Source organism: Bordetella ansorpii (assembly GCF_900078705.1).
Lineage (GTDB): Bacteria > Pseudomonadota > Gammaproteobacteria > Burkholderiales > Burkholderiaceae_B > Bordetella > Bordetella ansorpii_A.
The window spans coordinates 133605-158504 of sequence record NZ_FKIF01000003.1 but is presented as its reverse complement, the minus strand read 5'-3'; the positions used below and the strand labels follow the sequence as shown (position 1 = coordinate 158504).

19 protein-coding genes and 1 pseudogene are annotated in these 24900 nt (G+C 64.7%); 17 read left to right on the top strand and 3 right to left on the bottom strand.

What is annotated here, in order from left to right; all coding sequences use genetic code 11:
• Nucleotides 1-332 precede the first annotated feature (332 nt).
• The 9 genes from gyrA to A6745_RS09255 all read left to right on the top strand — a co-directional run bounded on the left by gyrA (nt 333) and on the right by A6745_RS09255 (nt 11603).
• A complete protein-coding gene (gene gyrA, locus A6745_RS09295) occupies nt 333-3002 on the top strand; it encodes a DNA gyrase subunit A (protein WP_066126151.1) in 2670 nt (889 codons plus the stop codon).
• Between the two features lie 6 nt (nt 3003-3008).
• Entirely contained in the window at nt 3009-4139 is a 1131-nt protein-coding gene (gene serC, locus A6745_RS09290; protein ID WP_066126149.1) for a 3-phosphoserine/phosphohydroxythreonine transaminase, read from the top strand.
• A complete protein-coding gene (gene pheA / locus A6745_RS09285) occupies nt 4132-5220 on the top strand; it encodes a prephenate dehydratase (RefSeq protein ID WP_066126145.1) in 1089 nt (362 codons plus the stop codon). The genes serC and pheA overlap by 8 nt, the downstream gene beginning before the upstream one ends.
• Before the next feature lie 25 nt (nt 5221-5245).
• On the top strand, nt 5246-6370 hold the full coding sequence (hisC, locus tag A6745_RS09280) for a histidinol-phosphate transaminase (protein ID WP_066126143.1): 1125 nt from the start codon (nt 5246-5248) through the stop codon (nt 6368-6370).
• Complete coding sequence (locus A6745_RS09275) at nt 6367-7239, top strand: prephenate dehydrogenase (RefSeq protein WP_066126140.1); 873 nt, start codon at nt 6367-6369, stop codon at nt 7237-7239. Before hisC ends, A6745_RS09275 begins: the two co-directional genes overlap by 4 nt.
• A 28-nt stretch (nt 7240-7267) precedes the next feature.
• Nucleotides 7268-8590, top strand: coding sequence for a 3-phosphoshikimate 1-carboxyvinyltransferase (aroA, locus tag A6745_RS09270; protein WP_066126138.1), 1323 nt, complete (start codon nt 7268-7270; stop codon nt 8588-8590).
• Between the two features lie 18 nt (nt 8591-8608).
• Complete coding sequence (gene cmk / locus A6745_RS09265) at nt 8609-9322, top strand: (d)CMP kinase (RefSeq protein WP_066126136.1); 714 nt, start codon at nt 8609-8611, stop codon at nt 9320-9322.
• 199 nt (nt 9323-9521) lie between these two features.
• The gene (gene rpsA, locus A6745_RS09260; protein WP_066126134.1) at nt 9522-11234 is read left to right on the top strand and encodes a 30S ribosomal protein S1; all 1713 of its coding nucleotides are present in this window, start codon (nt 9522-9524) and stop codon (nt 11232-11234) included.
• A gap of 3 nt (nt 11235-11237) precedes the next feature.
• Nucleotides 11238-11603, top strand: coding sequence for an integration host factor subunit beta (locus tag A6745_RS09255; RefSeq protein WP_066126131.1), 366 nt, complete (start codon nt 11238-11240; stop codon nt 11601-11603).
• A gap of 141 nt (nt 11604-11744) precedes the next feature.
• Here A6745_RS09255 and A6745_RS09250 read toward each other — a convergent pair whose 3' ends face one another.
• Together A6745_RS09250 and A6745_RS09245 are read right to left on the bottom strand one after the other, a co-directional pair.
• A complete protein-coding gene (locus tag A6745_RS09250) occupies nt 11745-14687 on the bottom strand; it encodes an HD domain-containing phosphohydrolase (protein ID WP_082852988.1) in 2943 nt (980 codons plus the stop codon).
• 276 nt (nt 14688-14963) lie between these two features.
• Entirely contained in the window at nt 14964-16049 is a 1086-nt protein-coding gene (locus A6745_RS09245; protein WP_066126129.1) for a tartrate dehydrogenase, read from the bottom strand.
• Nucleotides 16050-16206: 157 nt separating this feature from the next.
• On the opposite strand from A6745_RS09245, the gene A6745_RS09240 reads away from it, so the two are divergent.
• The 8 genes and pseudogenes from A6745_RS09240 (at nt 16207) to A6745_RS28635 (ending at nt 23484) form a co-directional block, all read left to right on the top strand.
• Entirely contained in the window at nt 16207-16533 is a 327-nt protein-coding gene (locus tag A6745_RS09240) for a LapA family protein (RefSeq protein WP_066126127.1), read from the top strand.
• A 46-nt stretch (nt 16534-16579) separates the two neighbouring features.
• A complete protein-coding gene (lapB, locus tag A6745_RS09235) occupies nt 16580-17803 on the top strand; it encodes a lipopolysaccharide assembly protein LapB (RefSeq protein ID WP_066126125.1) in 1224 nt (407 codons plus the stop codon).
• Complete coding sequence (gene rfaE1, locus A6745_RS09230; protein ID WP_066126123.1) at nt 17800-18744, top strand: D-glycero-beta-D-manno-heptose-7-phosphate kinase; 945 nt, start codon at nt 17800-17802, stop codon at nt 18742-18744. Before lapB ends, rfaE1 begins: the two co-directional genes overlap by 4 nt.
• A complete protein-coding gene (gene rfaD, locus A6745_RS09225; protein ID WP_066126121.1) occupies nt 18741-19733 on the top strand; it encodes an ADP-glyceromanno-heptose 6-epimerase in 993 nt (330 codons plus the stop codon). The genes rfaE1 and rfaD overlap by 4 nt, the downstream gene beginning before the upstream one ends.
• A gap of 586 nt (nt 19734-20319) precedes the next feature.
• Nucleotides 20320-20973, top strand: a complete 654-nt coding sequence (locus A6745_RS28640; protein WP_156513337.1) for an imm11 family protein — start codon at nt 20320-20322, stop codon at nt 20971-20973.
• A gap of 182 nt (nt 20974-21155) precedes the next feature.
• A pseudogene (locus tag A6745_RS09215) lies at nt 21156-22332 on the top strand (transposase).
• Nucleotides 22333-22410: 78 nt separating this feature from the next.
• Nucleotides 22411-23010 (top strand): imm11 family protein, encoded by a 600-nt coding sequence (locus tag A6745_RS27765; protein ID WP_082852987.1) that lies wholly within the window; start codon nt 22411-22413, stop codon nt 23008-23010.
• A 303-nt stretch (nt 23011-23313) separates the two neighbouring features.
• Nucleotides 23314-23484: a hypothetical protein gene (locus tag A6745_RS28635; protein ID WP_156513336.1), complete on the top strand. Its 171-nt coding sequence runs from the start codon at nt 23314-23316 to the stop codon at nt 23482-23484.
• Between the two features lie 131 nt (nt 23485-23615).
• Here A6745_RS28635 and A6745_RS27760 read toward each other — a convergent pair.
• Nucleotides 23616-24592, bottom strand: a protein-coding gene (locus A6745_RS27760; protein WP_231885956.1) for an IS5 family transposase whose coding sequence is annotated in 2 segments (ribosomal slippage) — nt 23616-23728 and nt 23728-24592 — 978 coding nt in all. Because the reading frame shifts where the segments join, the coding sequence is not laid out codon by codon here.
• Nucleotides 24593-24900: the final 308 nt, after the last annotated feature.

Sequence of the window (24900 nt, the reverse complement as noted above, 5' to 3'; positions counted from 1 at the left end):
CCAGTATAACAATGCCTGGACAGTGTTCAAGCACTGCTGCTGGGTCTCCTGCGTGCTGGAAACAATCTTAAGGCATTTGCCCGCCTTTGGCTGCCTTGGTCCCGCCCATTGCCCTGCGATAGCGGCTTTTCTATGCTCCGCAGGATATTCATGTTGGTTTTTGGCAACAAGGTTGTAATGTCAAAATGTTGCGGTCGGCGGGGGCCTTGCGACGGGCTTCCAAAGGCGGCTCCGGCGGGGGGGTGACCGCTGGATGATAAAATTTCCCGTTTGCCCGGGCCCGGGTTCATCAGGCCCGGGCCCATCCCTTACACGATTCAGTCGCCACCAATATGGATTCCTTTGCCAAGGAGACGCTTCCGGTATCGCTGGAAGAAGAGATGCGCCGCAGCTACCTCGATTACGCGATGAGCGTGATCGTCGGTCGCGCGCTGCCCGATGTGCGCGATGGCTTGAAGCCCGTGCACCGGCGCGTGCTGTACGCCATGCACGAACTGAACAACGACTGGAATCGCGCCTACAAGAAGTCGGCGCGTATCGTCGGCGATGTGATCGGTAAGTACCACCCGCACGGCGACCAGTCCGTCTACGACACCATCGTCCGCATGGCGCAGGATTTCTCCATGCGCTACATGCTGGTCGACGGCCAGGGCAACTTCGGCTCCATCGACGGCGACAATGCCGCGGCGATGCGTTACACGGAAATCCGCCTGGCCAAGATCGCCCACGAATTGCTGGCCGACATCGACCAGGAAACCGTCGATTTCGGTCCCAACTACGACGGCAGCGAGCAAGAGCCGCTGCTGCTGCCCTCGCGCCTGCCCAACCTGCTGGTCAACGGCAGCTCGGGCATCGCCGTGGGCATGGCCACCAACATTCCGCCGCACAACCTGACCGAGGTGGTGGACGGCTGCCTGTACTGCCTGCGCAATCCCGAGTGCACCATCGATGAGCTCATGGAGCTCATCCCCGCGCCCGACTTCCCCACCGGCGGCATCATCTACGGCATGGGGGGCGTGCGCGAAGGCTACCGCACCGGCCGTGGCCGTGTCGTGATGCGCGCCAAGGTGCATTTCGAGGACATGGAAAAGGGCAATCGCCAGGCCATCGTGGTCGACGCCATTCCCTACCAGGTCAACAAGAAGACCCTGCAGGAACGCATCGCCGAGCTGGTCAATGAAAAGAAGATCGAGGGCATCTCCGACATCCGCGACGAGTCGGACAAGGACGGCATGCGCCTGGTCATCGAGCTGAAGCGCGGCGAAGTGCCCGAGGTCGTGCTCAACAACCTGTACAAGAACACGCAGCTGCAGGATACGTTCGGCATGAACCTGGTGGCGCTGGTCGACGGCCAGCCCCGCCTGCTGAACCTCAAGCAGCTCATCAGCTACTTCCTGCAGCATCGCCGCGAAGTGGTCACGCGCCGCACGGTGTTCCAGCTGCGCAAGGCGCGCGAGCGCGGCCACGTGCTCGAAGGCCTGGCCGTGGCGCTGGCCAACATCGACGATTTCATCGCCATCATCAAGGCCGCCCCGACCCCGCCGGTGGCGCGCCAGGAACTGATGGCGCGCACGTGGGATTCCTCGCTGGTGCGCGAGATGCTGGCGCGCGCCGACGACGGCGACACGCCGGGCGGCCGCGCGGCCTATCGTCCCGACGACCTGGCCGCCGAGTTCGGCCTGCAGGACGATGGCCTGTACCGCCTGTCCGACACCCAGGCGCAGGAAATCCTGAACATGCGCCTGCAGCGCCTGACCGGGCTGGAGCAGGACAAGATCGTCGGCGAATACCGCGAAGTGATGGACAACATCGCCGATCTGCTGGACATCCTGTCGCGTCCCGAGCGCATCACCACGATCATCGGCGACGAGCTCCAGGCCATCAAGGCCGAGTTCGCCACCAGCGCGAAGGACGTGCGCCGCGCCGAGATCGAGGTCAATGCCTCGGACATCGATACCGAAGACCTGATCACCCCGATGGACATGGTGGTCACCATGTCGCACAGCGGCTATATCAAGAGCCAGCCGCTGTCCGAGTACCGCTCGCAGAAGCGCGGCGGGCGCGGCAAGCAGGCCACGGCGATGAAGGAGAACGACTGGATCGACCAGTTGTTCATCGCGAACACGCACGACTTCCTGCTGTGCTTCTCCAACCGCGGCCGCGTCTACTGGCTGAAGGTCTGGGAAGTGCCGCAAGGCACGCGCGGCTCGCGCGGCCGCCCCATCGTCAACATGTTCCCGCTGGCCGAAGGCGAGAAGATCACGGTGGTGCTGCCCGTCAAGGAGTTCAGCGAAGATCACTACATCTTCATGGCGACTTCGCGCGGCACGGTCAAGAAGACTCCGCTGTCCGACTTCTCGAATCCGCGCAAGGCCGGCATCATCGCCGTCGACCTCGACGACGGCGACTTCCTGATCGGCGCCGACCTGACCGACGGCAAGCACGACGTCATGCTGTTCTCCGACGCCGGCAAGGCCGTGCGTTTCGACGAGAACGACGTGCGCCCGATGGGCCGCAACGCCCGCGGCGTGCGCGGCATGCAGCTGGAAGACACCCAGACCGTCATCTCGCTGCTGGTCGCCCAAGACGAATCGCAAAGCGTGCTGACCGCCACCGAGAACGGTTACGGCAAGCGGACGTCCATCGTCGAATACACGCGCCACGGCCGTGGCACCAAGGGCATGATCGCCATCCAGACCTCGTCGCGCAACGGCCGCGTCGTGGGCGCCGTGCTGGTGCGTCCGTCCGACGAGATCATGCTGATCACCACGGGCGGCGTGCTGGTGCGCACCCGCGTGTCCGAAATCCGCGAAATGGGCCGCGCCACGCAAGGCGTGACCCTGATCAGCGTGGATGACGGCAGCAGCCTGTCGGGCGTGCGCCGCGTGGTCGAAAGCGACGCCGACGAAATCGAAGGCGAAGGCGACGAAGGCATCGACGACAACGGCGCGCCGCCGCAGGGCGGCGCCGGGGAAACCCCTTCCACCGGATCTACGGAGTAACGCAGCATGGCGCGTCCCTGGAATTTTTCGGCGGGCCCGTCGGCCCTGCCCGAATCGGTGCTGCGGCAAGCCGCGGCGGAAATGCTCGACTGGCGCGGCAGCGGCATGTCGGTCATGGAAATGAGCCATCGCGGCAAGCACTTCGTGCAGATCTGCGACGAGGCCGAGAGCGACCTGCGCGACCTGCTGGGCCTGCCCGCCGACTACGCCATCATGTTCATGCAGGGCGGCGGCCTGGGCGAGAACGCCATCGTCCCGATGAACCTGATGGGCCGCCGCGCCTCGCCGTCGGCCGACTTCGTGCTCACCGGCCACTGGTCGGTGCGTTCGCATAAGGAAGCTGGCCGCTACGGCGACGCGCAGGTCGCGGCCACCAGCGGCGCGGCCACCGAGATCGACGGCGCGCAGCAGGGCGCCTTCACCTGGTCGCCGTCCGCCGGCACCTGGAACGTCCGCAAGGATGCCGCCTACCTGCACCTGTGCAGCAACGAGACCATCGGCGGCGTCGAGACCGTCGACTGGCCCGACATGGCCGCGCTGGGCGCGCCCGACGTGCCGCTGGTGGTCGATGCCTCGTCGCACTTCCTGTCGCGCAAGCTCGACATCGAGCGTGCCGGCCTGGTGTTCGCGGGCGCGCAGAAGAACGTCGGCCCGGCCGGCGCCACCGTCGTCATCGCGCGGCGTGACCTGCTGGGCCACGCGCTGCCGATCTGCCCCTCGGCATTCGACTACGCCAACGTGGCGGCCGAGCACTCGCGCTACAACACGCCGCCGGCCTATGCCATCTATGTGGCTGGCCTGGTGTTCAAGTGGATCAAGGAGCAGGGCGGCGTCGACGGCATCGAGGCCGCCAACGCGGCCAAGGCCGAGCTGCTGTACGGCTACCTGGACAGTTCCTCGTTCTACCGCAATCCGGTGCACGCGCCGGTGCGTTCGCGCATGAACGTGCCGTTCGTGCTGCGCGACGACTCGCTGAACGACGCCTTCCTGAAGGGCGCCGATGCCGCGGGCCTGACGCAGCTGAAGGGCCACAAGAGCGTGGGCGGCATGCGTGCCTCCATCTATAACGCCATGCCGCTGGCGGGCGTCCAGGCCCTTGTCGAGTACCTGAAGGAATTCGAGCGCACCCATGGATGACGCCTCGCTAGCCGCCACGCTGCGCCCGCTGCGCGAGCGTATCGATTCCATCGATGCACAGATCCTGACCTTGCTGTGCGAGCGGGCCCGCACGGCCCAGGCCGTGGGCGAGGCCAAGCATGCCGTGCAGGCCGACGGCGCGGCGTTGCGCCCCGAGCGCGAAGCCGCCGTCATCCGCGCGCTGCAGCAGAACAATCCCGGACCGTTTCCCAATGCCGGCGTTGCCGCCGTCTGGACCGAGATCATGTCCGCCTGCCGCGGCCTGGAGCGCGGCATGACCGTCGCCTACCTGGGCCCGCAGGGCTCGTTCTCCGAGCAGGCGGCGCTGGACCATTTCGGCCATTCCGTGCAGCGCCTGCCGTGCGCCTCGTTCGACGAGGTCTTCCGCGCCGTCGAGGCCGGGCAGGCCGACGTGGGCATGGTGCCGGTCGAGAACTCCACCGAGGGCGCGGTCAATCGCAGCCTGGACCTGCTGCTGGGTTCGCCCCTGCAGATCCTGGGCGAGCGCTCGCTGGTCATCCGCCACTGCCTGATGACGCAAAGCGGCGGCATGGACGGCATCAAGGCCATCTCGGCGCATCCGCAGGCGCTGGCGCAGTGCCAGAACTGGCTGACGCGCAACTATCCCGAACTGGAGCGCGTGGCCGCGGCCAGCAACTCCGAGGCCGCCCGGGTGGCCGCGCAGGATTCCTCCGTCGCCGCCATCGCCGGCGAGGTGGCCGCGCCCGCCTGGGGCCTGGCGGTCGTCGCCTCGGGCATCCAGGACGATGCGCAGAACCGCACGCGCTTCCTGGCCGTCGGCACGCTCAAGCCCGGCCCCAGCGGCCGCGACAAGACCAGCCTGATCCTGGCCGTGCCCAACCGCGCCGGCGCCGTCTACGAAATGCTGGCACCCCTGGCCGCCAGCGGCGTGTCCATGACGCGCTTCGAGTCGCGGCCTGCCCGCACCGGGCAATGGGAGTACTACTTCTACATCGACCTGCTGGGCCACCGCGACGACGCGAACGTGGCGCAGGCCCTGGCGGCGCTGCAGGCGCAGGTTGCATTCTTCAAGCTGCTGGGATCCTACCCGGCCCAATAGGTTACGCACCGTCAGGCTACGCACCATGAGCAACGACAAGACTTTCGCCGCGCCCGCCCACATCGACGCGATCGCGCCGTACCAGGCCGGCAAGCCCATCGACGAACTCGCCCGCGAATTCGGCCTGGACCCGGCCGGCATCGTCAAGCTGGCGTCCAACGAGAACCCGCTGGGCATGCCCGCCTCCGCGCGCGCCGCCATCGCCGCGGCCGCCGAGGCGCTGGCGCGCTATCCGGACCCCAATGGTTTCGACCTGAAGTCCGCGCTGTCCAAACGCTATGGCGTGCCCATGGACTGGATCACGCTGGGCAACGGCTCGAACGACATCCTCGAGATCGCCGCGCTGGCGCTGCTGTCGCCGGGCACGTCGGCGGTCTACGCGCAGCATGCCTTCGTCGTCTACAAGCTGGCCACGCAGGCCCGCGGCGCCCGCCACATCATGGTGCCGGCGCGCGACTACGGCCATGACCTGGACGCCATGTTCGCGGCCATCGCCGACGACACGCGCCTGCTGTTCATCGCCAACCCCAACAATCCCACCGGCACCTTCATCGGCGGCCCGCAACTGCAGGCCTTCCTGGAACGCGTGCGCGACGCCCACGGCGACCGCGTCACGGTGGTGCTGGACGAGGCCTACAACGAGTACCTCGATCCGGAGCTGCGCTTCGACAGCACCGGGCTGGTCCGCCAGTTCCCCAACCTGATCGTGTCGCGCACGTTCTCCAAGGCCTATGGCCTGGCCGGCCTGCGCGTGGGCTTCGCGTTGTCGCAGCCGCGCCTGACCGACCTGCTGAACCGCGTGCGGCAGCCGTTCAACGTCAACACCCTGGCCCAGGCGGCCGCCATCGCGGCGCTGGGCGACGCGGCCTACCTGGAGCAGGCCTACGCCGGCAACAAGGCCGGCAAGGCGCAACTGTGCGCGGCCTTCGATGAATTGGGCCTGCAGTACGTGCCCAGCTATGGCAACTTCGTGCTGGTGCGCGTGGGCGACGCGCCCCGCATCAACCTGGAACTGCTCAAGCGCGGCGTGATCGTGCGCCCGGTGGCCGGCGACGGCCTGCCAGAGTGGCTGCGCGTCACCATCGGCCTGCCCAGCGAGAACACGCGTTTCATCGAAGCCCTCGGGCAGATCCTGTCGGCAGGCAAATGAGCAACGCCGCACCCGTACTGGCCATCGTCGGCGTCGGCCTGATCGGCGGTTCGTTCGCCGCCGCGCTGCGCCAGGCGGGCAGGGTGGGGCAGGTGCTGGGCGTGGGGCGCAATGCGCAGTCGCTGCGGCGGGCCGTCGAACTGGGCCTGATCGACGAGGCCGTCGACGCCGAGACCGCGGCACGGCGCGCCGATCTGGTCATGCTGGCCACGCCGGTGGGCAGCCTGGGCGCCGTGCTGGCGAGCATGCGGCCGCACCTGCGGCCGGGCATCGTGCTGACCGACGGCGGCAGCACCAAGGCCGAGGTCGTCGAGGCCGCTCGCGCCGCGCTGGGCGACCGCATCGCGTGCTTCGTGCCCGGCCATCCCATCGCGGGCGCCGAGCGCACCGGCCCCGAGGCCGCCGACGCCACGCTGTACCGCAACCGCACCGTGGTGCTGACGCCGCTGCCCGAGAATCCTCCCGAAGCTGTCGCGCGGGTGCGCGACGCCTGGCGGGCCTGCGGCGCCGAGGTCATCGACATGGATGCCGACACGCACGACCGCGTGCTGGCGTCCGTCAGCCACATGCCGCACCTGCTGTCCTGCGTCTACATGGCGCAGGTGGCGTCCGCCGAGGATGCCGGACGCCGCCTGGGACTGGCCGGCAGCGGTTTCCGCGATTTCACCCGCATCGCCGCAGGGTCGCCCGAGATGTGGCGCGACATCTTCCTGTCCAACAAGCCGGCGCTGCTGGCCGAACTGGCCGCCGTGCGCGCCGTGCTGGACCAGGCCGAACAGGCGCTGCGCGACGGCGATGGCCCGGCATTGCTGGCCATGCTCGATCACGCCGCGCAGGCGCGCCGCGACTGGCGCCGCGACCCGCAATGAGCGCGGCAGCGACACCCAAGGACCTACCATGACTGAAGCCGACCATCTCGACCTGCCTCATGCCGCGCAGGCGCGCGGCGAGGTGGCCCTGCCGGGGTCCAAGAGCATATCCAACCGCGTGCTGCTGCTGGCGGCGCTGGCCGAGGGCGTGACCGACATCACCGGCCTGCTCGATTCCGACGACACGCGCGTCATGCTGGCCGCGCTGCGCCAGCTGGGCGTGCGGGTCGACGACAAGGGCGAGGGCCACGTCACGGTGGGCGGCGCCATGCGCTTTCCCACGCGCCAGGCCGAACTGTTCCTGGGCAATGCGGGCACCGCGTTCCGTCCGCTGACCGCCGCGCTGGCGCTGATGGGCGGCGATTACCGCCTGTCGGGCGTGCCGCGCATGCACGAGCGTCCCATCGGCGACCTGGTCGACGCGCTGCGCAGCCTGGGGGCCGAGGTCGATTACCTGGGCCAGGCAGGCTATCCGCCGCTGCACATCAAGGCGGGCGCGCCGCGCGCCGATGCCCCGGTGCGGGTGCAGGGCAGCGTCTCCAGCCAGTTCCTGACCGCGCTGCTGCTGGCCTCGCCGCTGCTGGCGCGCGCCACGGGCAAGGACGTCGTCATCGAGGTCATCGGCGAACTCATCTCCAAGCCCTACATCGAGATCACGCTGAACCTGATGGCGCGCTACGGCGTGCCCGTGCGGCGAGACGGCTGGCAGCGCTTCACCGTGGCGGCCGGCGCGGTCTACCGCAGCCCAGGCCGCATCGCGGTCGAGGGCGACGCGTCCACCGCGTCGTACTTCCTGGCGCTGGGCGCCATCGGCGGCGGTCCGCTGCGCGTCACCGGCGTGGATGCCGGCAGCATCCAGGGCGACGTCGCTTTCACCGAGACATTGCGCGCCATGGGCGCTACGATCGAATCCGGCGACGGCTGGCTGCAGTCCAGCGGCGTGCGGGTGGCCCAGGGCGAACGCCTGCGCGCGTTCGACGCCGATTTCAACCTGATCCCCGACGCCGCCATGACGGCCGCGGCCCTGGCCCTGTATGCCGACGGTCCGTGCCGCCTGCGCAACATCGGCAGCTGGCGTGTCAAGGAGACCGACCGCATCCACGCCATGCACACCGAACTGGCCAAGCTGGGCGCGCGGGTGGAGTCGGGGCCGGATTGGCTGCGGGTCACGCCGCCGGCGCCGGGCCAATGGCGCGATGCGCACATCGGCACCTGGGACGACCATCGCATGGCCATGTGCTTCTCGCTGGCCGCGTTCGGCCCGGCCGCGGTGCGCATCCTGGACCCGGGCTGCGTCAGCAAGACGTTCCCCGGCTATTTCGACGTCTACGCGAGCCTGGTCAGCTCCTGAATCGACAGAGGGATTCGCATGAATCAATCCCCCGTGGCGCCATCAGCCGGCGCCGTACCGGTCATTGCCATCGATGGCCCCACCGCCTCGGGCAAGGGCACCATCGCCCATCGCGTCGCCGACGCCCTGGGCTGGACGGTGCTCGACAGCGGCGCGCTGTACCGGCTGACCGCCCTGGTCGCCCTCAACCGCGGTATTTCCCCCGACGACGCCCCGGCGCTGGCCGAGGCGGCGCGCACGCTGGACGTGCGCTTCGAGGGCGAGTCCATCCTGCTGGAAGGCCAGGAAGTCACCGAAGTCATCCGCCAGGAGCAGGTCGGCAACCTGGCCTCGCGCATCGCCGCCTATCCGGCCCTGCGCGAGGCGCTGCTGGACCGCCAGCGGGCTTTCCGCCAGGCGCCGGGCCTGGTGGCCGACGGCCGCGACATGGGTACGGTGGTCTTCCCGGACGCCGAATTGAAGATATTTCTGGTGGCCGATGTTGAAGCCAGGGCGCAGAGGCGTTGTAAGCAGTTGATCGACAAGGGAAATCCGGCTAATATTGACGACCTGCTCTTTAAGGTGCTTGAAGATTTGCGTGCACGCGATGCGCGCGACTCGCAACGCGCCGCCGCGCCGCTGGTTGCCGCGGCGGATGCCCAGGAGCTCGATTCGTCGCATCTCACGATCGAGCAAACGGTGCAGGCCGTGCTGGATCACTGGCATGCGCGGGCAGGGCAGGCGGAACGGTAATGCGTTCCCTTGCAAGAGCAGTACCGAGTATCCCCATTCTGTAGTCTCAGCTGTAGGCCCTGGCGGCCAAGCGCGCATACCCACGGGACCACCCCGCAAGCATGCGTGATGCCGGCAGGTTTCTTTCACTCCGCTGGGGCGGGCAATCCGCCTTGGCGTGTATTCAACCCGGCCATTTTGGCCATGGACGCATAACCTAATGTCTTCCGTTTCCACTTCCGACTTTGGCGGCGAAAGCTTTGCCGCCCTTTTCGCCGAGAGCCTCAAGAACCAGGACATGAAGTCCGGTGAGGTCATCAGCGCTGAAGTCGTTCGCATCGACCACAACTTCGTGGTCGTCAACGCCGGCCTGAAGTCCGAGGCGCTGGTTCCCCTGGAAGAGTTCCTGAACGACCAGGGCGAACTCGAAGTCCAGCCCGGCGACTACGTCTCGGTGGCCATCGACTCGCTGGAAAACGGCTACGGCGACACCATCCTGTCGCGTGACCGCGCCAAGCGCCTGTCGGCCTGGCTGCAACTGGAAACCGCGCTCGAGAACGGCGAGCTGGTGACCGGCACCATCACCGGCAAGGTCAAGGGCGGCCTGACCGTCATGACCAACGGCATCCGCGCGTTCCTGCCGGGCTCGCTGGTCGACCTGCGCCCCGTCAAGGACACGACGCCGTACGAAGGCAAGACCCTGGAATTCAAGGTCATCAAGCTGGACCGCAAGCGCAACAACGTCGTGCTGTCGCGCCGCCAGGTGCTGGAAGCCAGCATGGGCGAAGAGCGCCAGAAGCTGCTCGAAACCCTGCACGAAGGTGCCGTGGTCAAGGGCGTGGTCAAGAACATCACCGACTACGGCGCGTTCGTGGACCTGGGTGGCATCGACGGCCTGCTGCACATCACCGACATGGCATGGCGCCGCGTGCGTCACCCGTCCGAAGTCCTGCAAGTGGGTCAGGAAGTCGAAGCCAAGGTCCTCAAGTTCGACCAGGAAAAGAGCCGCGTCTCGCTGGGCGTCAAGCAATTGGGCGAAGATCCGTGGGTGGGCCTGGCCCGTCGCTACCCGCAGGGCACCCGTCTGTTCGGCAAGGTCACCAACCTGACCGACTACGGCGCGTTCGTGGAAGTCGAAGCCGGCATCGAAGGCCTGGTGCACGTCTCCGAAATGGACTGGACCAACAAGAACGTCGATCCGCGCAAGGTTGTCACCCTGGGCGAAGAAGTCGAAGTCATGGTCCTGGAGATCGACGAAGACCGCCGCCGTATCTCGCTGGGCATGAAGCAGTGCCGCCAGAACCCGTGGGAAGAGTTCGCCACCAACTTCAAGCGTGGCGACAAGGTCCGCGGCGCCATCAAGTCGATCACCGACTTCGGCGTGTTCGTCGGCCTGCCCGGCGGCATCGATGGCCTGGTCCACCTGTCCGACCTGTCGTGGACGGAAACCGGCGAAGAAGCCGTGCGCAACTTCAAGAAGGGCGACGAGCTCGAAGCCGTGGTCCTGGGCATCGACACCGACAAGGAACGCATCTCGCTGGGCATCAAGCAGCTGGAAGGCGATCCCTTCAACAACTTCGTGGCTACCTATGACAAGGGCGCCGTCGTTCCGGGCACGATCAAGTCGGTCGAAGCCAAGGGCGCCGTCATCACCCTGTCCGTGGACGTCGAAGGCTACCTGCGCGCTTCCGAAATCTCGGCTGGCCGTGTCGAAGACGCCACCACCGTGCTGAAGGCCGGCGAGAACGTCGAAGCCATGATCATCAACGTCGACCGCAAGGCGCGTTCGATCCAGCTGTCGATCAAGGCTCGCGACAACGCCGAAACCGCTGAAACCATCCAACGCATGTCGGATGCCAGCGCTTCGTCGGGCACCACCAACCTGGGCGCCCTGCTGAAGGCCAAGCTGGACCAACAGCGTAACGACGGTTGATAAGTGACCAAGTCGGAGCTGATCGCCGCGCTGGCGGCCCGCTATCCCCAGTTGGCCGCCCGCGACACCGATTACGCCGTCAAGACCATGCTTGACGCGATGACCCAGGCCCTGGCCTCGGGTCAACGCATCGAGATCCGTGGTTTCGGCAGCTTTTCGTTGTCGCAACGGTCGCCAAGGATCGGGCGCAACCCCAAGTCGGGCGAACAAGTGCTGGTGCCTGGTAAGCAGGTGCCGCACTTCAAGGCCGGCAAGGAACTACGCGAACGCGTGGATCTGGTTGCCAGCGAGCGGGACGGCGCGGCCGCGTCGGGTGCTGCGGATTCCGATCCGCAGGCCTCGACGATGGACATGCATGCGATGCACTGACTGAAGCACTTCGACCCGGCAACATCCGCGAAAGCCCTCCCTCTGGAGGGCTTTCTGTCTTTGGGGCGGGCTGCGGGTGCCCGCAGCTGCCGGCCGAACTGGCCTGGACGGTCGCATCCGGCCGTGCCCGGCGGCGGTCAGTCAACCCGCCGACTGCGGCTCCACCAGATACGAAGCCACGTCCACCGGGTCGATCTGCTCCGGCGCAAGATAAGTTTCCGCGTAGCGCTGGAATACCCCCGAGGTCAGGAACAGCTTGAACAGCTCGCTGTCGATGTGCCCGCGGTCGCGGAAGCCCGCCAGGATATGCACGGCCTCGGACAGCGGCTTGGCCTTCTTGTAGGGGCGGTCGGAAGACGTGAGCGCCTCGAAGATGTCGGCGATGGCCATGATGCGCGCCGGAATCGACAGTTGGTCGCCGCGCAGCCGGCGCGGATAGCCCGTACCCATCAGCGTTTCGTGGTGCGTGCCCGCGTACTCGGGCACGCGCCGCAGGTTGGGCGGCAGCGGCAATTGATCCAGCATCACGATGGTCTGGATGATGTGCTCGTTGATCTTGAAGCGCTCTTCCGGCGTCAGCGTGCCGCGCTCGATGGCCAGGTTGTGCAGCTCGCCGAAGTTGTACAGGTCCTTGGGCACTTCCATGCGGAAGCCGTAGCGCTCGTCGTAGCGGTTGCGGTCGGTGCGTGGCACGACGTGCTCGGGCCGGTCGGCCAGCAGGTGTTCGCGTACCGGCAGCTCGGGCACGGGCAGATTCGCCATGCGCTCCCGTTCGGCATGGGACAGGCCGATGCGGTCATCGAAATAGCGCAGCCAGGTGCGTTCGCCGATCTCGCGCAGCCGTTCGACCGTGCCGGGCGCAGAGGCTTCGCCGCCGATGTTGCACTGGGCGATGAAGGCATAGTCTTCGTGCAACTGCGCGCACAGGTGCTCGTAGTCGCGCTGCGCGCCAGCGGCATCGGCGCCCGACAGCAGCGATTGCAGGCGCTGGATCTCGGCGTCGCGCAGCAGCACCTCGAAGCGGGTGCGGATCTCGTGGATGCGGTTGTAGATGGTTTCCAGCTTGGTGGCCTTGTCCACCACGTGCTCCGGCGTGGTGACCTTGCCGCAATCGTGCAGCCAGGTGCCGATGCGGAACTCGCGCCATTCGTCGTCGGTCTCGAAGCGGAAGTCGGCCAGGGGGCCGCTCTTCACCTCGCAGGCTTCTTCGGCCAGCATGCGGGCCAGCTCGGGCACGCGCGCGCAATGCGCGCCCGTATAGGCGCTCTTGGCATCGATGGCGCCGGCGATCAGTTGCAGTATCGAGTCCATCAGCTCGCGCTGCGAGGCGATGAGGTTCAGATTTTCCAGCGCGATGCCAGCCTGCGCCGCCAGGGTCTGGGCGTAGCGTACCGTATCGGCGTTGAAGCCCGTGCCCCGGCGCTCGCCGTGGTCGGACAGCACCAGCACGCCCAGCGGCTTGTCGCCCCGGGCCAGCACCGGCACCGCCAGCAACGCGCTGGGTGCGCCGCCCGGCAGCAGGCGCTGCACGCCCAGGTCGAATTCGTGGACCGAACTATCCAGCCGCAGCGGCCGCTTGTGCGCCAGCGCCCACACACAGGGGTCCAGCGGCGTGTCCTCCGAGGACACGTGCAGGGCGGGGGTGGGCCAGTCGTGATTGTCCTCGAACGCATGCGCGGCCAGTTGCAGCGTGTCCGGGCCGGTGCGCAGCCAGAACTGGCCGGCATGCGCATGCGCCAGCTGGCACGCGCTTTCGAGAATCTGCCGCAGCACCTTGTCCCGGCTGCGCCGCGAGGACAGCTGCATGCCGCTGTCCAGCAGGCCCTGCAGATTGACGCGCGCGGCGTCGAGCGCTTCCGTGCGTTGCCGGATGGCCGTCTTCATCGTGTGCTGCGCCTGCCCCAGCAGATCGATCTCGTGGAAGACCGAGTGCACCGTGCGTTCGCCGCCGAAATCCAGGCGCTGGATGCGTTCGGCTTCGGCGGCCAGCCGTTCCAGCGCGACGGAGATGCGCCGGGCCACCAGGTAAGTGAGCGGCAGGCACACGCCCAGGATGACCAGGCCGTAGAGCAGCAGGCCGTTGCGCGCCGTATCCACCGCTCCTGTGTACAGGCCCATCGGGGCGAAGGCGACGACATGGATGGCGGTGCTGGGGGTGATGGCCACTGAGCGGCTGGCGTAGGCCAGGTCGGCGCCGTCCACGTTGATGATCTGCGTGCCGGTCTGCCGCAGCAATTGCGCCGCCTGCATGAACAGCGGGTTGGTGGAGCGCGAGGCCAGTTGCGTGGCGTCGACCTGGGGGACGTTGAAATTGGGGCTGGCGTGCGCGGCCAGCACGCGGCCCCGGTCGTCCGTGATCAGGATGCCGCCGTCGCGGCCTTCCAGCGAGTCCGCGGCGAAGCTTTCCAGGTCGCCCAGCGAGACATCGGCGCCGAACACGCCATTGCCTTCGCGCAACGCGCGCGACAGCGTCAGGCCCAGGCCCTGCAGCGAGTCGTAGACGTAGGGATCGGTGATGTGCACGCCGGGTGCGGCCAGCGCGCTGTCGTACCAGGGACGCGAGCTCGGCACATAGGTGGCCGCGTTGACCTGCGCGCCCAACTCCTTCTCGTTGCTGGCCAGGAAACGGTACGTCTCGGTACGCGCGGCGGGATCGATCAGGCGGATGGCGTAGAACGTGCCCGCCGGCGCATGGATGCGGTCGGCGATACGGATGTCGCCGCGCACGCCGATCACCTGCAGGAACGCGCCGTCGCCGAAACCGTAGTACAGGCTGTAGATACGGGGATGCGCGCGCAGGGAGGCCATCAGCGCGGGCACCAGCGTGGTCTCGTTGATCCTGCCTTCGCTCAGCACCTGCCGCGGCAGCAGCACCGACTGCGCGTCCACCACGCTTGCGGCGTTGGTCAGCACGGCCTGCAACTGGTCGGCGTTGCGCTGGGCGATCAGCGAGAACACCGTGCTGGCGCTGTCCTCGGACAGCTTGCGCAGCTTGGACATGGAGAACACGATCATGACCGTCGTCAGTGCCAGCACGAACGCGCCCAGCAGCAGGGTAGGCAGCAGGTGAAAGCGGACTTTCATGAGGTGATTTCCTACGCGAGGACGCTGCGGACGATCCGTGCTGTGATGCCTCACGCGATCGTAAACGATAGTGTGGGAATTAGACACTGATCGTTACAGTGAGGCGAAAATTTGCTCTCGTGGGAATTGCCTGAGACGGCAACCTGCACCAGCGTGGTGCGGGCATGGTGGGAAAGGGAACTTGACTGCGCCGAGCGGGCAGGGACAGGTGCGCCGGGCATCGGCGGCCCGGCGGTGCGGCATGGCCCGGCCGTTGGGATCAGGCCATCGGAGCGATCAAACCGCCTCGATCGCGCGGGCGATGGCCAGGCCGGCCTCGGTGGTCGAGGCGCGGCCCCCCAGGTCGGGGGTGACGTCGCCGTCCAGCAGCGTCTTCTCGATGGCGCGCAGGAGGGTGTCGTGCGCCTCGCGGTACTTGCCCTCGCCGTGGCCCAGGAAATCCAGCATCATCGCGCCCGACCAGATCATGCCGATGGGGTTGGCGATGTTCTTGCCGTAGATGTCCGGGGCCGAACCGTGCACGGGCTCGAACAGCGAAGGGAACTTGCGCTCGGGGTTCAGGTTGGCCGACGGGGCGATGCCGATGGTGCCGGTGCACGCCGGGCCCAGGTCGGACAGGATGTCGCCGAACAGGTTCGAGGCCACCACCACGTCGAAGCGTTCCGGGCTGAGGACGAAGCGCGCGGCCAGGATGTCGACGTGATACTTGTCCCAGCGCACGTCCGGATAGTGCTTCGCCATGGCTTCGACGCGTTCGTCCCAGTAGGGCATGCTGATCGAGATGCCGTTGGACTTGGTGGCCGAGGTCAGGTGCTTCTTGGGGCGGCTTTGCGCCAGGTCGAAGGCGTACTTCAGGATGCGGTCGGTGCCGCGGCGCGTGAAGATGGACTCCTGCAGCACGAATTCCTGTTCGGTGCCCTCGAACATGCGGCCGCCCACCGACGAATATTCGCCTTCGGTGTTCTCGCGCACCACGTAGAAATCGATGTCGCCGGGCTTGCGGCCGGCCAGCGGCGAGGGCACGCCGGGCATCAGGCGCACCGGGCGCAGGTTCACGTACTCGTCGAACTGGCGGCGGAATTTCAGCAGCGAGCCCCATAGCGAGATATGGTCGGGCACCGTGTCGGGCCAGCCCACCGCGCCGAAGAACAGCGCCTCGCAGTCTTTCAGCTGGTCGTACCAGTCGGGCGGCATCATGTCGCCATGCTTGGCGTAGTAGTCGCAACTGGCCCAATCGATGTGCTTGAGTTCCAACTGGATGCCAAAACGCCTGGCGGTGGCTTCCAGCGCGCGCACGCCTTCGGGCATGACTTCCTTGCCGATTCCGTCTCCGGGAATGACTGCGATCTTGTGAGTTTTCAAGGCGACCTCTGGTTGTGGTGCGGACAGTAGGGGGATGCAAAAAGCAGGGCAGCGGGCCATGCGCCGCGGGCGGATCCATCATAAACGCACCCGTCCGGGCAACGCGCGGCGGCTTGCGCTTACAATCTATGTCTCGATTTTCTAGGAGCATCGCGCCATGCGCTATCTCGTCTGGGCCCTGCGGCTGCTGGTTTTCGTTGCGGTGTTGATGTTCGCCCTCAAGAACACCGAGCCCGTCGCCGTCAAGTTCTACGCCGATTACGTCGTGCAGAACGTTCCCTTGATCGTGGTGATGCTGGCTGCCTTCGTGGTCGGCGCCCTGTTCGGCCTGCTGCTCAGCGTGCCTGCCACCATGCGCCGCCGCCGCGAGGCCATCCGCCTGCGCCGCGAGGTCGATCGCCTGCAGGCGCAGGTGAACGGCGGCCCGGCGCCCGCCCCGGCAACGGTTGCGCCCGAGTCCGTGGCGCCCATGTCGCCGCTGTAAGCGGCCTTTCGCCCTGTCCGTCTGATTTCCCGCACGAGTCCGAAACGTGGATTTTGAACCCTGGTGGTTGATTTTCCTGCCCCTGCTGTTCGCATTGGGCTGGCTGGCGGCGCGATTCGATTTCAGGCAGATGCTGCGCGAGACGCGCACGCTGCCCGATTCGTATTTCCGCGGCCTGAATTTCCTGCTCAACGAAGAGCCTGACCGCGCCATCGACGCTTTCGTCGAGGTCGCCAAGCTCGATCCCGAAACCACCGAGCTGCACTTCGCGCTGGGCAGCCTGTTCCGGCGGCGCGGCGAGATGGAGCGCGCCATCCGCGTGCACCAGAGCCTGCTCAACCGCTCCGACCTGGCGGTGGCCGACCGCGAGAATGCCCAGCACGAGCTGGCGCAGGACTTCCTGAAGGCCGGCATGCTGGACCGCGCCGAGAACGCCTTCGGCCAATTGAAGGACACGCGCTATGCGCTGCCTGCGCTGCGCTCGCTGATCCGCATCTACGAGTCCGAGCACGACTGGGGCCGCGCCATCGAGGCCGTCAAGAACCTGCAGGCCCTGGCCGACGAGCCGGTGCCGCAGATCGTGCATTACCATTGCGAACAGGCCCAGACGGCGCTGGGCGCCAAGCCGGCCCCCGATCTGGAAACGGCCCATTCCGCGCTGGACGCCGCCGACAACGCCGCGCGGTCCGCCGAGCAGGCCGGCCATGCGCCCAAGGGCGGCCGGGTGCGCATCGCCATGCTGCGGGCCAGGCTGGCGGCCATCGAGAACGATCCCAAGGCCGAACGCCTGTACCTGGGCTCGGTGCTGTCCGATGCGCCCGAGTTCGCCGGCCTGGTCGCCGAATCGCTGCTGGCCAACTACCGCAATGCGGGCCAGCCGGCCGAGGGCCTGGAAGCCCTGCGCCGCCAGTACGAGCGCCATGCCTCGCTGGACCTGTTCAACGTGGTGTTCCGCGAGCTGCGCGTGCAGCAGGGCGGCGGCCCGGCCTGGACCTTCGCCCGCGAGGCCATGCGCCACCATCCCTCGCTGCTGGGCCTGGACCGGCTGCTCGAAGCCGAACTGGCCACGCCGGCCGACGCGCCCAAGGATGCCGCCGTGCCGGGGGGCGACCTGGGCCTCTTGCGCAGCCTGATCCACAAGCATACGCAGCGCCTGGACCGCTATTCCTGCCGGTCCTGCGGCTTCCAGCCGCGCCGCTTCTACTGGCAATGCCCCGGCTGCAACGCCTGGGAAACCTACGCACCGCGCCGCCTGGAAGAACTTCAATGACCCTGCAATTCCCCACCGCCGCCGTCAGCCGCTGCCGCGTGCTGGTCGTAGGCGACGTCATGCTGGACCGCTACTGGTTCGGCGAGGTCGACCGCATCTCGCCCGAGGCCCCGGTGCCCGTGGTGCGCGTGGCGCGCCGCGAAGATCGCCTGGGCGGCGCCGCCAACGTGGCGCGCAACATCGCCGCGCTGGGCGCCAAAGTCACCCTGGTGGGCGTGGTCGGCGCGGACGAGGCGGGCGACCGCATCGCGCGCATGTCGGCCGAGGCCGGCGTGGATGCCGACCTGATCCGGGATACCGAGCATCCCACCACGCTGAAGATGCGCGTGCTGGGCCGCGCGCAGCAGTTGTTGCGCGTCGATTTCGAACAGCATCCCGAGCCGATTGCCCTGGATGGCATCGACGCCGCCATGGCGCGCCATGTTTCCCGCCACGATGTCATCGTGCTGTCCGACTACGCCAAGGGCGCGTTGGATCGCGTGTCTTCCCTGATCGCCCTCGCGCGTTCGGGGGGCGTGCCGGTGCTGGTCGACCCCAAGGGCGACGATTACGCGCGCTATCGCGGCGCCACGCTCGTCACCCCCAACCGTTCCGAAATGCAGCAGGCCGTGGGGCGCTGGAATACGGAATCCGAACTGACCGACCGCGCCCAGCGGCTGCGCGCCGAGCTGGATCTGGAGGCGCTGCTGGTCACGCGCTCCGAGCAGGGCATGACCTTGTTCCATGATGCCGGCCGCGAGCACGTCGATGCGCAAGCGCACGAAGTGTTCGACGTGTCCGGCGCGGGCGACACCGTGCTGGCCACGCTGGCCGTGATGCGCGCCGCGGGCCTGCCGTGGCTGGACGCCATGCAGTGGGCCAACCGTGCCGGCGGCATCGTCGTCGGCAAGCTCGGCACTTCCATCGTCACCGCCGAGGAATTGGCAGGAGAATCGACATGATCATCGTCACCGGCGCCGCCGGTTTCATCGGCAGCAACATCGTGCGCGGTCTGAACCGCCGTGGCATCCAGGACATCATTGCCGTGGATGATCTGACTGAAGGCGACAAGTTTCGCAATCTGGTGGATTGCAGTATTGCGGATTATCTGGATCGCGACGATTTTCGTGCGCGGGTGCATAGCGGCGATCTGCCTGAAATTCAGGCCGTGTTCCATCAGGGCGCCTGCTCGGACACCACCGAGCGCGACGGGCACTACATGATGGACAACAACTACCGCGTCACGCTGGAGTTGTTCGAGTTCTGCCAGGCGCGGAAGGTGCCGTTCATCTATGCCTCGTCGGCGGCCGTGTATGGCGGGTCGTCGGTGTATGTGGAAGAGCCGGCCAACGAAGGGCCGTTGAATGTTTACGGGTATTCGAAGCTGCTGTTCGATCAGGTGCTGCGGCGTCGCATGCAGGCTGGATTGACCGCGCAGGTGGTGGGGCTAAGGTACTTCAATGTGTATGGGCCGCATGAGCAGCACAAGGGGCGCATGGCGTCCGTGGCGTTCCACAACATGAACCAGTTTCTGGCGGAAGGGCATGTGCGCCTGTTCGCGGGGTGGGATGGGTATGTGGACGGGGGCCAGAGCCGGGATTTCATCTCGGTGGAGGATGTGGTCGCGGTGAATCTGCATTTTCTGGATCATCCCGAGCAGTCTGGTGTGTTCAATTGCGGCACGGGGCGGGCGCAACCGTTCAATGATGTGGCGGCGGCTGTGGTGAATACGCTGCGTGCGGAGCAGGGCGAGGTGGCGTTGCCGCTGGATGAGCTGGTGAAGGCCGGGTTCATCCGGTATATCGCGTTTCCGGATGATTTGAAGGGCAGGTATCAGAGCTATACCCAGGCGGATGTCACGAAGCTGCGCGGGGCGGGGTTTGCGGCGGCGATGCGGGATGTGACGGCGGGGGTGGGGGAGTATGTGAAGTATTGGCGGGCGCGGGGTTAGGGTTCCTGCGTCGGCGGCCGGCATCTCGACGAATAGGCCGGCCGTGAGCCCGCGGGAATCCGCACCGCTACTCCTTGATTGATAGGCGCCTTTTTGCGCCTAAAAAACGCCACGACCGATCTGGTCTGGTCGATTGAAGGCGTTCTTAAAGGGCGGGCATCGCCCTCGCTTCCGGTGCTTCCATCGAGGCCTGATTTCTCGACGACTCCCGTGTTTGGGTTGCGCGTCAATTCTCTGTTCACGTCGCCAATGACGCGCGGCCCGCTCCTGGTACGGCGTTGGGCTGTGAGGCCGCTGCGCCTCGTCTCTTGCGTTAATTCCCGGACTTAGTGATCGATCTTGCGCGAGCTGACTTCATGTCTTGCCTCGAGGGACTACGATTGAGTCACGCGATTCTGTCATCTAAACTTAATTCTTTCATTTGCCTTTCGTATTACCATCGTCCGTCTTTTTGGTGGGACTACCTCATTGTCCCTTGGCCGCAGGCTCTTCCAATCTTTCTGGATGAGTGTCCAGGCAAATGTCGTGGCTATGATTCCTGTCAAATTTTATAAAGCTCTAATTTTTTAGGGCGGCTGGGTAAAAAATGCCATATATCATTTCAACCAGTGTTGATGAAAATAGCTCGGTAAATAAAGAGTTTGATCCTGATATGGATGATCTCGTAAAACGAGATTTGATATTTGCGGCGTCTCTGGATGGCGCTATGCGCGAGAAAATACCTCGCGTCCTTCGGGTGGATGAACGGCCTGTAACGGGAGGAATCCCTTCCATCATTGGATGGAATATCGGGCCGTTCTTGATATGTCAAAAACTGAAAGATATTATCGAAGAACTGGAGCCTGGTCGGCATGATTTTTTGTCAATAGACCTGAAGGGTATTGATAGAAATATTGATGAAATTGATTACGGAACATATTACTTGATTGTGTGCCCCGTATTTCTGGAATCTATCCTGATCGAGAAAACGAGGTTCACCAAGGGTATGGGTGAGGTAGGGCGGGAAGCGAGTGCAGGGGCGATTTCATCCAGAGATAATTCCCCTTGTGTATTGGATGGAAATGTTATTGCTGGGCATCATTTTTGGCGGCAAAGTCCAAGCATTGCAAGAACGAAAAACAATCCCGGCAGACGAGGTGTGGTTTATTTTTGCTCTGACGTACTGCAAGAGAGAATCACGTCTGAGGGGATGGATGGGTGGGGTTTTATAAAGTATTGCTCTACGAGCGTTGCTGAGTAGTAATTGTTTTTTGAAATAAATTTAAAAGTAATAATTATTTAAAAATGTCAGATACCTAGTCGGCCCTGAACAATCCCTCTGAGCCTTATTTCATGCGGTTCTTAGGGTAGAGGAGGTGGTGAGGATTTGCAGGATTCGAGATAATAAGAGCCTGTTTTCCTGCAAATTTAGCCGAGGTGCAGATGGGCCCGAAGACGCCAGTAGCCCAGAGCGGTGAGTTGTTTGGATACCCGTTGCGGGATCACATCAACCTGAGGCATCCGATCGTGCAGTTGGGCGAGCGGATCGACTGGCAGCGCATCGAGGCGGTGTGCGCATCGCGTTTCACATCGGTCCGAGGCCGCCCCGCCACGTCGCCGAGGTTGATCGCCGGGCTGCTGTACCTGCAACACGCGTTCGATCTGTCGGACGAGGCCGTGGTGTGGGGCTGGGTGGAGAACCCGTACTGGCAGGTATTCACCGGCGAGACCTATTTGCAGACCGAGCCGCCGATCGACGCGTCGAGTTTGACGCGCTGGCGCACTCGTCTGGGCGAGGCGGGAGTGGAGGAGTTGCTGGCTGCGACCGTGGCGGCAGCCAAGGGCGGCGGACTGCTGCGCGCGGCCAGCTTCAAGACGGTGATCGGCCGGTATGCACATGCGCGGCAGTTCAAGCGGATGAACAAGTCGCTGCGCACGTTGCGTTCGCGCGTGGGCCGGGTCTGGCGGGACATCGACCGGCAGATGGACCGGGTGCAGGAGACGGCGCGGGCCTCGCTGCAAGACCTGATTGGCGCGCACCAAGCGGATTCTGGATCAGCGCCCGAAGGACAAGAACAAGCTGTATGCGCTACATGCGCCCGAGGTGGAGTGCATCAGCAAGGGCAAGTCCAGAACGCCCTACGAGTTCGGGGTGAAGGTGTCGATCGCCACAACGCTCAAGAAAGGGTTCGTGGTGGGTGCGCGCTCGATGCCGGGCAACCCGTACGATGGGCACACGCTGGCCGAGGCGCTGGAGCAGGCAGGGATCATTGCCGAGAATCCGATCACGACTGCCGGCATAGACCGCGGCTACCGTGGGGTGGAGGTTCCGGGCGTGCGGATCCTGAGATCCGGCCAGCGGCGCGGGCTGACACGGGGGCTGAAGGTGATGATCAAGCGGCGCAGCGCCATCGAACCGATGATCGGGCACATGAAGGCCGATGGCAAACTGGGCAGAAACTGGTTCAAAAGCGCGCTGGGCGATGCGGTCCACGCCGTGCTGTGTGGCGCCGGTCACAACATCCGCCTGCTGCTGCGCCGGCTACGGCGTTTTTGCGCCCTCATTCTGGCGCTTGCATCGCGCGGATTTGCTGCCATTACCTTCTCGCCGTCCCTGTGACGGCAAGCGCACATCGAGCCAATATCCGTTTAGGCCGATTTTTCAGGGCCGAATATTTAAAGAATTTCGAGGCGCTTCATGAATCAAAATTCAAATTCAACCCGCGATTATTTTATGCTGACGATGGAGTCGATCGGCCTATCTAGCACGCCAGCACGGGTCTGGGTAAACGAGGAGAGCATCCTCTCCAGCACTCGTCTCGGACAAGGCCCGTTCCGGAATCTGAAATTCAGTGAGACTCCTCGATTTGTTTTTGACCGAACCGGGCGGCGTGGCCGTCTGTGGGACGCATACATGGTCAGTATTTTTGGCTGGCTTGTTTCGGATCGCCTCAAGACACTATTAGAACAGTCTCACCTGGGGAAGATGGCATTTCAACAGGTAGACGTCGAGTACAAAAAATTCGAAGCACCTGGGCCGGATTACTGGCTGTGTGATTTCGTGGAATACCTCGATTGTGTGGACGAAGATAAGTCGGACATCGATTATCAGCATGACGCACCTGTCAAGAATTATCTTGAATTGCGCAGTGCTGTTATAAAAGAAGATGTTGTCGGGCAGCGGCATGTATTCCGGCTGCAGCATGCCACGCTGAAAACAATCGTGGATGATGTCTTCGTCGGCGCGATACGTTCCGAAAAAGTGACTGGTTTCGATTTTCAAAAGATCAAAAAGTGATTGATTAATTTTGGATGGGAGTTGGTCATATGGAACGGGCAGTCATGGAGCGCCACCACGCTCTTCAGCAGAGCGTCAGTGAAAAAGTCCTGTTCTACAGTCGCTGATTCAAGCAAATCTGTACGAAGTGGATGCCAAGGAAAACTTGCTTTTCCTGCCTCGGAATGCGGACATCTCCAGGGCTGCTGGAGTGCCTATGCATGAAACCAATCACAAAGCCATCGAACTGGCCCAGCAGGCAGTCTTCGACAAATTCGGTGCCCGGTTGACGCCTTCGGGCGTGCCGTACGCAACCTTGATGAAATGCCGGATGCTCTCCTCAGTCCATCCGAGCTTGCGCTCAAGTCACAGGTTTTCGCGGAAGCCAGCCAACTCGCCGTGGATCTGCGGAACTACACCAGCAAAGCCATCGTCGACGGCAATCTGGTCCTGACGGCAGGCGATCCGAAGTATTCGTCGTTAAGGAAAGTCTGATCAACCCGACCCTGGCGCGGACTTCAAGTCCGCGACGCGCTTGGCTTTCAACATGCGAAAGAAATGACCGATAAAGCGGCTTATTTCGGCCTGCTTACCGCAACCCGGCCCTTTCGGGGCCATTGGGCGCCTCATGGACGCACCTCTCCCATCGCGGCCAGCAAATGCGTGCGCGCCATCCACAGGTTCGACAGCGCAAACAGCGTCTTCAACTGCGCAGTGTTCTTGGCCAGCCCACGATACGGGTCTTGGTATAGCCGAACTGCCGCTTGATGACCTGGAACGGATGCTCCACCTTGGCCCGCAGGCTGGCCTTCATGTGTTCGATTTCGACCTGCGCTTTCGCCAGGCTTCGCTTCATCTGAGCGATCTTGCTCGGGCGCATCGCGATGAACCACTGCACGTCTCGGCCCTGGTGCTCGTCACGCTTATCCACACCCTGGTAGCCCGCATCGCCGAACACCAGTTCCTCTTCTCCGTGCAACAAGCCAGCCGCCTGCGTCACATCGGCCGCGTTGGCCGGCGTACCCACCACCGAATGCACCAGCCCCGTGTGCAGATCCACGCCAATATGCGCCTTCATCCCGAAGAAGTAGGTGTTGCCCTTCTTGGTTTGATGCATCTCAGGATCGCGTGCGCCCTCAGCGTTCTTCGTCGAACTCGGCGCCTCGATGATCGTGGCGTCCACGATCGTGCCCCGGCGGACCATCAATCCATAGTCCTGCAGCAGCAGGTTCACTCCTTCGAAGATTTCCTCCGCGATGTTTTGCTTCTCCAGCAAATGCCGGAAATTCAAGATCGTCGTCTCATCAGGCACTCGGCCTGCCGGCAGCTTCGCGAACTGCCGGATCGACAAACTGTCATGCAGCGCATCTTCCATCCCCGGATCGCTCAGGTTGAACCACTGCTGCATGAAGTGAATCCGCAGCATCGTCTCGATCGGATACGGCTGGCGCCCAGGCTTGCCTGCCTTCGGGTAATGTTTGGCGATCTCGCCTGCAAGATAGTCCCACGGCACCGTACGCTCCATCTCGCCCAGAAACTTCTCGCGCCGCGTCTGCTTGCGCTTGCCGCTGAACTCCGCTTCCGAAAAACTCAGTTGGCTCATGACTGACTCTTCAAAGACTGGTGCCTGAATTATGGCTCACGGGCAGCGTTATTCAGAGCGTCCTTTAAACGACCCTCGAAGGCCGGACAAGTAGTCCGGCCTTTTTGTGCCTGCTTCGATTGGGTAGAGGAGTATTGAATGACTGGCCCACGGGTCGTTGTCTGATTTCTGTGCTGGTTTGCAAGTGCTGACTCGGTTCGCGCTCTCCAATAGCGCAGCCCGGCTGCATGAGTGATGCTGCACTTTCCGAGCGAAGTATCCCTACCCATCACGGGCTCCGCCATGCCGGAGGAGCAATTCTTCGGTGA

Coding starts and splice junctions, on each gene's coding strand:
- pheA (WP_066126145.1), top strand. CDS start 4,132: ATGGATGACGCCTCGCTAGCCGCCACGCTGCGCCCGCTGCGCGAGCGT.
- rfaD (WP_066126121.1), top strand. CDS start 18,741: ATGATCATCGTCACCGGCGCCGCCGGTTTCATCGGCAGCAACATCGTG.
- A6745_RS28640 (WP_156513337.1), top strand. CDS start 20,320: ATGCCATATATCATTTCAACCAGTGTTGATGAAAATAGCTCGGTAAAT.
- gyrA (WP_066126151.1), top strand. CDS start 333: ATGGATTCCTTTGCCAAGGAGACGCTTCCGGTATCGCTGGAAGAAGAG.
- aroA (WP_066126138.1), top strand. CDS start 7,268: ATGACTGAAGCCGACCATCTCGACCTGCCTCATGCCGCGCAGGCGCGC.
- A6745_RS09275 (WP_066126140.1), top strand. CDS start 6,367: ATGAGCAACGCCGCACCCGTACTGGCCATCGTCGGCGTCGGCCTGATC.
- A6745_RS09250 (WP_082852988.1), bottom strand. CDS start 14,687: ATGAAAGTCCGCTTTCACCTGCTGCCTACCCTGCTGCTGGGCGCGTTC.
- A6745_RS27765 (WP_082852987.1), top strand. CDS start 22,411: ATGAATCAAAATTCAAATTCAACCCGCGATTATTTTATGCTGACGATG.
- serC (WP_066126149.1), top strand. CDS start 3,009: ATGGCGCGTCCCTGGAATTTTTCGGCGGGCCCGTCGGCCCTGCCCGAA.
- cmk (WP_066126136.1), top strand. CDS start 8,609: ATGAATCAATCCCCCGTGGCGCCATCAGCCGGCGCCGTACCGGTCATT.
- hisC (WP_066126143.1), top strand. CDS start 5,246: ATGAGCAACGACAAGACTTTCGCCGCGCCCGCCCACATCGACGCGATC.
- A6745_RS28635 (WP_156513336.1), top strand. CDS start 23,314: ATGCCGGATGCTCTCCTCAGTCCATCCGAGCTTGCGCTCAAGTCACAG.
- rfaE1 (WP_066126123.1), top strand. CDS start 17,800: ATGACCCTGCAATTCCCCACCGCCGCCGTCAGCCGCTGCCGCGTGCTG.
- rpsA (WP_066126134.1), top strand. CDS start 9,522: ATGTCTTCCGTTTCCACTTCCGACTTTGGCGGCGAAAGCTTTGCCGCC.
- A6745_RS09240 (WP_066126127.1), top strand. CDS start 16,207: ATGCGCTATCTCGTCTGGGCCCTGCGGCTGCTGGTTTTCGTTGCGGTG.